Source organism: Pseudomonas caspiana (assembly GCF_040224095.2).
Lineage (GTDB): Bacteria > Pseudomonadota > Gammaproteobacteria > Pseudomonadales > Pseudomonadaceae > Aquipseudomonas > Aquipseudomonas caspiana.
In genome coordinates this window covers 1,881,279-1,890,819 of sequence record NZ_CP167995.1, presented here as the reverse complement: position 1 = coordinate 1,890,819, position 9,541 = coordinate 1,881,279, and the positions used below count along the sequence as shown (strand labels likewise).

The 9,541-nt window shown below is 56.6% G+C and carries 11 protein-coding genes; 5 read left to right on the top strand and 6 right to left on the bottom strand.

The genetic code is table 11. The features are described 5' to 3' along the window. Window positions 1-104 precede the first annotated feature (104 nt). Complete coding sequence (locus tag ABRP31_RS08650) at window positions 105-404, top strand: DUF3144 domain-containing protein (RefSeq protein ID WP_349970570.1); 300 nt, start codon at window positions 105-107, stop codon at window positions 402-404. A gap of 203 nt (window positions 405-607) precedes the next feature. Here ABRP31_RS08650 and ABRP31_RS08645 read toward each other — a convergent pair whose 3' ends face one another. Together ABRP31_RS08645 and ABRP31_RS08640 are read right to left on the bottom strand one after the other, a co-directional pair. Next, a complete protein-coding gene (locus tag ABRP31_RS08645) occupies window positions 608-1,102 on the bottom strand; it encodes a GNAT family N-acetyltransferase (protein WP_349970569.1) in 495 nt (164 codons plus the stop codon). Next, window positions 1,099-1,740: a TetR/AcrR family transcriptional regulator gene (locus tag ABRP31_RS08640; RefSeq protein ID WP_349970568.1), complete on the bottom strand. Its 642-nt coding sequence runs from the start codon at window positions 1,738-1,740 to the stop codon at window positions 1,099-1,101. The genes ABRP31_RS08645 and ABRP31_RS08640 overlap by 4 nt, the downstream gene beginning before the upstream one ends. Before the next feature lie 72 nt (window positions 1,741-1,812). On the opposite strand from ABRP31_RS08640, the gene ABRP31_RS08635 reads away from it, so the two are divergent. Next, a complete protein-coding gene (locus tag ABRP31_RS08635) occupies window positions 1,813-2,694 on the top strand; it encodes an aldo/keto reductase family oxidoreductase (RefSeq protein WP_349970667.1) in 882 nt (293 codons plus the stop codon). A gap of 88 nt (window positions 2,695-2,782) precedes the next feature. Here the strand turns inward: ABRP31_RS08635 and ABRP31_RS08630 are convergent, their stop codons facing one another. Further along, window positions 2,783-3,667 (bottom strand): pirin family protein, encoded by an 885-nt coding sequence (locus ABRP31_RS08630; protein WP_349970567.1) that lies wholly within the window; start codon window positions 3,665-3,667, stop codon window positions 2,783-2,785. Between the two features lie 142 nt (window positions 3,668-3,809). Here ABRP31_RS08630 and ABRP31_RS08625 point away from each other — a divergent pair, with 142 nt between their 5' ends. Further along, window positions 3,810-4,706 carry a LysR family transcriptional regulator gene (locus ABRP31_RS08625; RefSeq protein ID WP_349970566.1) on the top strand — a complete coding sequence of 299 codons (897 nt, stop codon included), beginning with the start codon at window positions 3,810-3,812 and terminating at the stop codon, window positions 4,704-4,706. A gap of 30 nt (window positions 4,707-4,736) precedes the next feature. Here ABRP31_RS08625 and ABRP31_RS08620 read toward each other — a convergent pair whose 3' ends face one another. Together ABRP31_RS08620 and ABRP31_RS08615 are read right to left on the bottom strand one after the other, a co-directional pair. Continuing rightward, window positions 4,737-5,666, bottom strand: coding sequence for an alpha/beta hydrolase (locus ABRP31_RS08620; RefSeq protein ID WP_349970666.1), 930 nt, complete (start codon window positions 5,664-5,666; stop codon window positions 4,737-4,739). A 269-nt stretch (window positions 5,667-5,935) separates the two neighbouring features. Further along, the gene (locus ABRP31_RS08615; protein ID WP_349970565.1) at window positions 5,936-6,862 is read right to left on the bottom strand and encodes a LysR family transcriptional regulator; all 927 of its coding nucleotides are present in this window, start codon (window positions 6,860-6,862) and stop codon (window positions 5,936-5,938) included. Between the two features lie 129 nt (window positions 6,863-6,991). Between ABRP31_RS08615 and ABRP31_RS08610 the strand changes: the two genes are divergently transcribed. Further along, a complete protein-coding gene (locus ABRP31_RS08610; RefSeq protein WP_087267209.1) occupies window positions 6,992-7,255 on the top strand; it encodes a DUF2798 domain-containing protein in 264 nt (87 codons plus the stop codon). Between the two features lie 80 nt (window positions 7,256-7,335). After that, entirely contained in the window at window positions 7,336-8,730 is a 1,395-nt protein-coding gene (locus ABRP31_RS08605; RefSeq protein WP_349970564.1) for a hypothetical protein, read from the top strand. 140 nt (window positions 8,731-8,870) lie between these two features. Here ABRP31_RS08605 and ABRP31_RS08600 read toward each other — a convergent pair whose 3' ends face one another. Further along, a complete protein-coding gene (locus tag ABRP31_RS08600; RefSeq protein WP_349970563.1) occupies window positions 8,871-9,506 on the bottom strand; it encodes a LysE family translocator in 636 nt (211 codons plus the stop codon). Window positions 9,507-9,541: the final 35 nt, after the last annotated feature.

Below are 9,541 nucleotides of genomic sequence, written 5' to 3'. Positions count from 1 at the left end.
GCCGTGAGAGGCGTCGAGCCCCAGCAAGCGATTGTGATGATGGATGCAGACGGCGCAGATGCTTTAATACATCCACAGCTCAAACATAATCAGGAAAATCCGCAATGCCAGACGCCACCGACCAAGCATTCTATGACCGCGCAGACGCGCACATCGAGTTGTCCAACGAGCAGCTTAAAGCGTTCGAAAACCTCGGTCAGGTCAGTGCATCCATGATGTTTGGAACCACACGATTCAACGCCTGGGTCAGCGCGCGCAGCTTCAAGTCCGGCGAGGAAATGGCTCAGGCACGTGAGGCGATGCTGAAGTACTTCTGCGATCAGTACCGGCTGATGCTTGAGGATAATCTGGACGATCACATCAATAATTTCAGCCAGTACATGATGGTTCAAAAACCGGATTGATAGAGATAACTGAGCACCGGTCTTTTTATTGGCCCGTCGAGGCTGGTCGCCTCCAGTCACGCTTATCAAAAAATACTACTGACTGTAGGAGCTCACCGAGGTTACGAGGCCAGCGATAGCGGTTTGTCTGATACTCCGCCATCGCTGACCTCATAATCTCCGTGAGCTCCTACAGGTCCCAGGTTTGCCATAGTAAGATCCGGCTAAACCAAAAGAACAAACCGGCACTCAGCAGTATCGTCACCCATCTGCGGTTCCAGCCGGAACCCGCACCGTTCAAGCACTTTCCTGGAGCCAAGGTTTTCCTCGAAGACATAAGCGACCAGTCGCGTAAGCCTCCAACGCGCCCTTGCCTGCTCAATCAGGTGCTTCAACGCCAGTGTCGCCAGCCCCCGCCCGCACGCCTCCTGATCAATTCGATAACCAACCTCCGCAGTCTGGCCTGACGAACTGATGCCTTTCAGATTTGCGCGTCCGACGATTCGCCCGCTGCAATCCTCGATGACAAATGGATGCCAGACGCCAATGGCGAAGTCAGCGAGATAGCAGTCGATATGCTCCGTGACACCTTGCAACGAATAGAAGTCAGGCTCTCGGGCATCAATGTGAGATTCAAACCACTCACGGTTACGCACTTCAAAGGCCAGCAGTGCTTCGGTATCGTCGGCGTTCAACTCACGGATTCTGAATGGCTTCATGGGCGGCTAGTAACGCTCTGATCAACCTGAAGATACGCGGTCAGCAATAACGTCAGCTGCTGTTCGAGGCCTGCTTCGAAGTCTGTATTGCCACGCCCTTCGAGTAGCGCTCGCACAGGCCCGACAACGGCGGTAAGCGAGACTGCCGCGACCAGTGCCGGATTGTCGAAACGTGCATCGGACGCAGTCTTCAGCATGCTCACTATGGCGGCTACCATCCGCACGCTCATACGCGTGACCAGTTCAGCACCGCCCCGCTCTGCCGCTATCGCGTAGAGCGCCTTGGACATCGGCGGATCACGCAGTTTGACGGCCAGAAAAGCCACGACAAACCCCGACGCCATTTCGGCCACAGTCTTGCCGTGACATTTACCGCACGCACTCTCAACAACCTCGACAACTTCCTGCAGATGCTTTTCGAGCACCGCAGCCAGCAGCGCGTCGCGATTCGGGTAGTACTGATAGACGCTGCCAACCGACATTCCGGCGCGCTCGGCAACCCGCGTGGTGGTGCAGCGACTTAGCCCGTATTGGGTCAAAACCTGAAGGGTAGCCGTGTGAAGCGCCTCAACCGTCGCAACGGATCGGGCCTGAACCGCTGATTTTCTTGGCTTTAACGATGCTTTGACTGTGCTCATGGAATGCGAATTCAAAACCTGAAGGTTCCTTCATATCATAGTTTTTCCTCACGCAAAGCAAGAGCGATAGATATGACGGATGCTTTAAACAAAAGAGGCAACAAAAGCGGCACGTTCAATCTCGGCGACCGCCTGGTGAAGCGAATCGGTTACGGCGCAATGCAGTTGGCAGGCCCCGGTGTGTTTGGTCCGCCCAAGGATCGTCAAGCCGCGGTGGCAGTCCTGCGTGAGGCTGTCGAATCTGGCGTGGATCACATCGACACCAGCGACTTTTACGGGCCGCATGTGACCAACCAGATTATTCGCGAAGCACTGCATCCCTACCGAGATGACCTCACGATAGTTACCAAGGTGGGCGCCGTTCGCGGCGAAGACGGCTCCTGGATTCCAGCCACGTCGAAAAAAGATCTGACCCAGGCTGTACACGACAACCTGCGCAATCTGGGCCTGGACGTGCTGGATGTGGTGAATGTGCGCATCATGTTCAGCGCAATGGGACCAGCCGAAGGTTCGATCGAAGAACAATTGAGCGCCGTTGCAGAATTACAGCAGCAAGGACTCGTTCGCCATATCGGCATCAGCAATGTCACGCCCACGCAAGTCGCCGAAGCGCGGAAGCTGACCAAATTCGTCTGCGTGCAGAACCTTTACAACATCGCCCAGCAACACGATAACGCCATGATCGACGAACTGGCCCGTGACGGGATTGCCTACGTGCCGTTTTTCCCACTGGGTGGATTCACACCGATTCAATCGTCGGCACTGTCGACGGTGGCACAGCGACTCGACGTGACGCCAAAGCAGTTGGCACTGGCATGGCTGTTACGCCGCTCACCTAACATTCTGCTGATCCCCGGCACATCCTCGGTCACCCACTTAAGAGAGAATCTTGCAGTGAGCGAATTGGTTCTGTCGGATGAAATCATGGCAGAGCTGAACGCCATCGCGGATTGACCGCAGGCGATCAACGTTGCGCGTAACCGGTCGACCATCGGCCGGTTACGCGCAGGTTTAAAGCATCAGCTTGCATCAATCCCTGACCCTATTTAAAAACCGGAACCGAAGTCGAACTCTCTTGAGATTGCGCCTGCTGACGCAGTCGGTTCCCGATTTCAGCGATCTTCGCTTCACCGGCACGCAGCGCTTCTTCGCTGGTGTGCACCGAGTAGTAGCCGAGTTTCAGGTCATAAGGATGAGGCGCGGCCGAACCGAGGACAAAGGTCGCGCCTGCTTGCCCGGCCTCAAGCGTAACGGCCTGGCGGCCGCGCTCGAAAATCACCATCTCGCCCGCCACGATTGGATCTGGCGAGCTGACCGATCCGCGACTGAGGCTCATCCAGAGCGACTCATGTCCCTGCGGCGGCGTGTAGGTCCAGGACTCACCGGCAGGAATAGTCACCAGCAAATAGTTGATGCCTTCAGGCGCGCGAACCGGACTCTGCACGCCTTCGTACTGGCCAACAATCACCCGCGCCAGACCCGAAGTGGGCATTGCGTCGGCTTCCAGGTACTGGCTATCAACAGAACCGTTTTCAAGTTCCGGCCCCAACGCGAGCCAGAGCTGGAAGCCTTGAATCCGATCTGAAGTGCCTGCCGACATTTCTTTGCCGTGCCACACGCCGCCACCGGCACGCATCCATTCAACCCCGCCGTAGGCAATCGTTCCGCGGCCTGCCTCAGGATCATCAAAATGCACATTGCCCTCAGTGATCACGGTGACCGTGGCAATACCGGAGTGCGGATGCATTGGCATGCTGCCGAGGAACGACTTCGGACCTTCAACCAAATCCAGAAAAACAAACGGCTTGATCAGTTGCCCATAGTCCGACGGGCTCATCAGCCGGACGATCGGACCATGGCCAGTACCCGTGGTGCGGTGGCTGATCGGACGAGGAGTGACTGCGTTAACGACCGATGATGCATTCATGTGATTGACTCCTTGAATATGAGTGAACGTTGCTCCGCCCGGACAGACAGCAACTGTTTGCGTGCGCTCATGGTAGGGAGTCGGCATCCCGCTGATTAGTCGCTACAATCGATTTGGACTCATCCATTTTTGGCTCAATACAATGATCGACCTGAACGATGTGGCAATTTTCATCCAGGTAGTCGATGCCGGGAGCATCGCTGGCGCAGCACGGCGTATCGGCGCACCGTCAAATACACTCAGCCGTCGCATCAAGCAGTTGGAGGAAAACCTGGGGGCCAGGCTGCTTCATCGATCAACCCGCAAATTGACACTGACCGATGCGGGCAAATCCTTGTATGAGCAAAGCGCCGCGCAGATCACCCAACTGATAGAGATCAGCAGCGAGCTGCTCAACGGCAGCCAGGAGCCTGCCGGTAGAGTCAGAGTCGCGGCACCCGCAGATTTTTTCGAATTGTTCGACATGAATTTCGTGGCGGATTTTCTGGCTCGATACCCCAGGGTCCAACTGGACTTCCTGCTGGGCGATCAACGCAATGACCTGATCGCTGAAGGCATCGACCTGGCGTTCAGGGCCGGTGCTATGCCTGACTCAAGCCTTGTTGCCCGAAAGGTCAAAACAGGTCGCCGCCTGCTTGCGGCAAGCCCCGCTTACCTCGCGGCTCGGGGAGTGCCGCATGACATTCATGCACTGGGTCATCATGACTGCGTGTGCTTCCCTCACCCCTCCGGCCAGACATCATGGAATCTGGCCAGCGCAACCGGGCCAGCGCGAGTCGATATCGTGGGAAGACTCTGTGCGAGCACCGCACAAGCTCAGTTGAAAGCAACGCTCGCAGGCTTGGGTATCTGCTTTTTGCCCGAGTCGGTCCTGCGCCAGAGTTTGAAAAGTGGCCGCCTGGTAGAAGTGCTACCGGACTACGGCCAGCAAAACAACGACCTGTTCATCGTCTTCCCCAGCCGCAAGCAAATCCCCCTCGCCGTCAGCACCTTCGTTGATGAAGCCGTGGCGCATTTACAGCAAGTCCTCTCAGCGTAAGGGCCTGCCAAGCCAGACGAGAACAGGCACTCAGTTACCGGTCACTGCGCCGATCCGGTCCGTGATCCACTGATGGCTGCGCGCAAGAACACGTCCCGTCATCGCCGTCGGAAAATGAATAAACCCATGCGCACAAATCGGTGTCACGTGAACTTCAACATCCGCCGACTTCGCCCATCGATCAGCCATCTGCACGGTGTCGTCCAGAAGCGGATCCAGTTCACCGGCAAACATCAGCGCCGGCGGCATGTCCGTGAGGTCGCCGTACAGAGGCGATAGCGGTGGCTGACGGCGCTCCTCGTCGCTGATATCAGGCGTAAGCAGACGCAATGCATCGACCATTCCCGGGCCATCCAGCACCAGCGTTTCAGGGCCTGCGGCCCTAACACTCGCAGTGCCCGTCAGATCGTATACGCCGTAATACAAAACTGCCCCGCTTACCCGTCGAAGCAAATCCGGCCAGGCTTTTAGCCGCAACAGCGTCGCCGCCGCCAAGTGCCCGCCCGCCGACTCACCGATGATGATCACGGGTAAATCAGCAAATTCTTCATTGGCACCACTCAATAGCCAGCGCGCGGCAGAAAGACAGTCATCCATCAAGCCTTCAACAGGCGTTGATACGGCAAGGCGGTAGTCCACCGAAACCACCGCGACATCGCACGCCTTCACCAGGGCGAGGTTAAGGTCGTCGTTCATTTGCGCGTTGCCGATAACCCAGCCACCACCATGGATATCAAACACCACGCCTTTTGCCTGGCCTTTGGGCCTCAAGATCCGCACGGGCACCGATACGCCGTCGACACCCACCGATCTTTTTTCAGCCTGCTGCCCATGCTTGGCCAGCTTGCTCGCGCCGCCGATTTGCCCCGCTCGCAAGAGTGTTTGAATTACACGAGGCATCAAGCGATTACGGATTCGAAAACGCGGTAACCAGCCGAGCTTTTTATTGAAGCGTCGCATTTCTGCGACTTCATGCTCGGTAAAAGCCTGAAGCTCGTGGTGATCCAATGTGTGGCCTCCTGTCGAACGATGCATAGTCTTCGGGTTGAAGCGTGGCCTGTAGGAGTGAGCTTGCTCGCGATAGCATTACGTCAGTCGATAACTTATCAACAGAAAAACCCGATCGCGAGCAAGCTCACTCCTACAGGTCCAGCGTTTGCCGCACGGCAACACGCTTGGCGGGCATTGAGTAGAACGCCACATTTAATACGAGTTCTGATCACCAGCTTTCATTTATACGCAGTCGAACCACCTTGCAGCGCGCCCTCAAGAAACTCAATGAACGCACGTACCTTCGCATTCAATGCCGACCGTTCTGTGACACATGCATAAATATCCATCGGTTCAGACTCAGCCGCCGCAGCGCCGCAGCCGTCTGACTCGAACAGCGGCAGCAGTCGGCCGCTGTCGATATGCGGCTGCGCAATGAAGCTGGCCAGTCGCGCAATGCCGCCGCCATTCAGGGCGATCTGCGTGAGCATGTCGATGTCATCACAGACAAACCCCGGATTGACCTTCGCCTCGAAACGCTTGCCATCAAGTATGAAATTCCACGGCAGAAAACGCCCGTCGGTGGGATAGCGAAACACCAGGCAGGCGTGTGCTTTCAAATCGTCAGGCGTGACAGGCACTCCGGCGCGATCAAGATAAGCAGGCGCTGCACAGAAAACAAAAGGCAGCGAAGCAATATGGCGGGCAACCAGCTGATCACTGAGTTGAGCCTGGATTCGGATACTGACGTCCACACCTTCCAGCCGATGATCGACACGCCGGTCGGCACTGATCAACTCGACACTGATACGCGGATAGGCGGCCTTGAACGCGGGCATCAGCGGCGCCAGTACATGACGTCCAAACGCCGCCGTGGTTGCAATACACAGCCGCCCTTGAGGTTCGGTGGCAACGGCGGCGGCTTGCGACGCGAGTTCGATATCGCGCGGGATGTGCCGCACCTTTTCGTAGTAACGCGTACCGCTTTCGGTGAGTGCCATCCTGCGCGTGGTGCGCGACAGCAGTCGCGTGCCCAGATGTTTTTCCAGCCGGGTAATGCTCTGGCTCGCTGCGGCGGCGCTCATCCCTTGGGCACGTGCCGCCGCGGCGATGCTGCCCGCTTCCACCACGCGGATGAAGGTATTAATCAAACCCAGAATATCCATCGAATCTTCGACGCCCTATTCGTTGATTTTACTTATGAGTGATTCAAGCGCCGCTTGGCTACCCGCATATTCCGCCGCTTGTTAGGTTAGCGGCTCCGGCTACCGCCAGACTATCCAAGAGGTTAACCGATGACAGCTCGAACGAGCCAAACCAGCCTGCGTCTTCGCTTTCCAAAACGCGCAACGCCTTACGTTTTTGCGCTCTATATGGCAACTATCATGGCGTTCCTGATGTGCCTGGTGATCACCTTGGCGGAGTTTGGATTCGACGAAGATTACCTGAGGAATGTGATGAATGCCTATCGAGTGGCAATGCCCGCAGCCTTCGTCTGCGTGCTGGTTGTAAGGCCGATGGTTGCCCGGCTGGTCGCGTGGACCGTGCATGGACACTGAGACTGCCAGTGCTTATCACTTGAAGAATTGTGCTGCCCCATCGACACTGCAACACCCCGAATGGAATCTGAGAGATAGCCGTGCGTTTTATTCCTCAAGTCATGCTTGTCTGTGGCGTCGTCAGCCTGGCAGGTTGCGCCACCAACTCCCGTAACGCAGAACGTGGGCTGCAAGCCACCATGGGTCAGCCGCTGATACAGAACAGCATCATGCGTGAAGGCGATGCGTTGACCTTTCAGGTTGCCGTGCCGCAGTCCATTAACACGGTGCCTGTTACCGGTATGTTCGAGGCAGCATGCTCGTCGCCCACGCTCTATTTTCTTTATGTGCATGGCACTCAACGCGCGTATCCGGCGGGGTCCGTCAACTACAGCGCAGCCAAACAGTTATCGCCGACGCTATACCCTTCGCTCGCGGCCAACCCGACGTTCACGCAGGCCTGCGCACAGACACCCAAACCCGATTGGCGCGTGGTGAAAACCAACGACCGCGAAGACTGGACACTGCTTGACCGCAATAGCGTGAAAACAGTCAACGGCGAAGTGCGCTTTTGGGCCGCCTTCGATAGCCCCACCGTACTCACTGACATGCCCTATGACGCCCCTTATGCGCAGAAGCGCGAGCAGTTTGCAGTGTCCTGTGCGGCGGGCACCTACAAAATGCTTGCGGGTTACGATCTGGACGCAAACAACCGGGTGACCGATGGGCGGGTGACTTCATCCCCCACCGCCGAGCAGATCGCAGGCAGCAATGCTGACTATCAGGCGTTGTTCACCCTGGCGTGTGGCAACGCGGAAAAAACCGCCGCGCTGGATACCTTCAAGCCGCGCCAGAAGGCTCCTTTGGTGATCAAGCTGGAAGCCGTGCAGCCATCCGTACTGAACGCGATCAAACAACTTGATCTTGGCCAACCCCGGCAAACGCTCAACTACGTGCGCACCCAAGGCACCACAAACTTCGAGGGCAAAAGCGGCACCGCCAGTGAAGAGCGCTTTATCAGCACCGATAAGTCGAGTGGTCAATTGAGCATCAACTCACGCGCTGAAGGCTATGACAACCAACAAGTCAGCTGGCGCGGTCTGCTCCCACTGGTGTCAAAAACGAACTTCACCGTTAATGGTGCAAGTGACAGCAGCTCCACTAGCCAACTCAGCTTCAGCGGCAACTGGAAAACCCTGCCGGTCGGCGAAACCGTAAGCCACACCTCCACCCAGACAAAGGTCAGCAGCCTGGTCGGGAAATACGGGGGCAAGCCTCAAACCACCCACTGCAAAGTCGAACGCGAACTTAACGCCAGCGAACTCAACGCCGCCCTTTCCGGTACAGCCAAAGCTTTGTCCTGCAGCACAGAAGGAGATCAGTACAAGCGGGTTAACCACGTTTACTACCTGAACGATTACGGATATTTCTTCCAGGCCAGTACAGACAAGAACCGGTTTTATTACAGCGATTATCGGATTGAGTCGGTGAAGTAAGAATGCGGCAGGAGCTGTAGGAGCTCACCGAGGGTACGAGGCCAGCGATAGCGGTGTGTCAGATAAACCGTCATCGCTGGCCTCGTAGCCTTGGAGAGATCCTACAGAACTGTTTCAGCTTTGAAGGCTGCGCGGCTACTTTACCGCCGCCCATCAATTAACATCCGCACGGCAAGGCCCATCAGTACCGTGCCCATCAACCAGCGCTGTACCACCTGCCAAAAAGGCCTGCCCACGAAAAACGCAGCGATTGAACCCGCCGTTATGGCAATCATTGCGTTGACGCTCACGCTAATAAATATCTGCGTAAAACCCAGCACTAAAGATTGCGTCAGCACACTGCCGTGATCAGTCGGATCAATGAACTGGGGCAGCAACGACAAATACATGACCGCCACTTTGGGATTCAGAAGATTGGTGACGAAGCCCATCATGAACAACTTTCGTGGGCCGTCCATGGGCAAATCTTTGACCTGGAATGCAGAACGGCCACCCGGTTTGACCGCTTGCCAAGCCAGGTACAGCAGATACAAGGCGCCGCCGATTCGCAGGGCGTCGTACGCATAAGGAACGGCCATAACCAACGCAGTAATGCCCAATGCCGCCAGGACCATATACACGACAAAACCCAACGCAACGCCGCCCAGGGAAATCAAACCGGCAACCCGTCCTTGACAGATCGATCGCGAAATCAGGTAGATCATGTTCGGACCGGGGGTCAACACCATGCCGAGCGAGATCAGGCCATAGGCAACTACAGTGGACAGTTCGGGCATCGTGTCGCTCCTTGAGAATATTCGGAGCAAGCGTA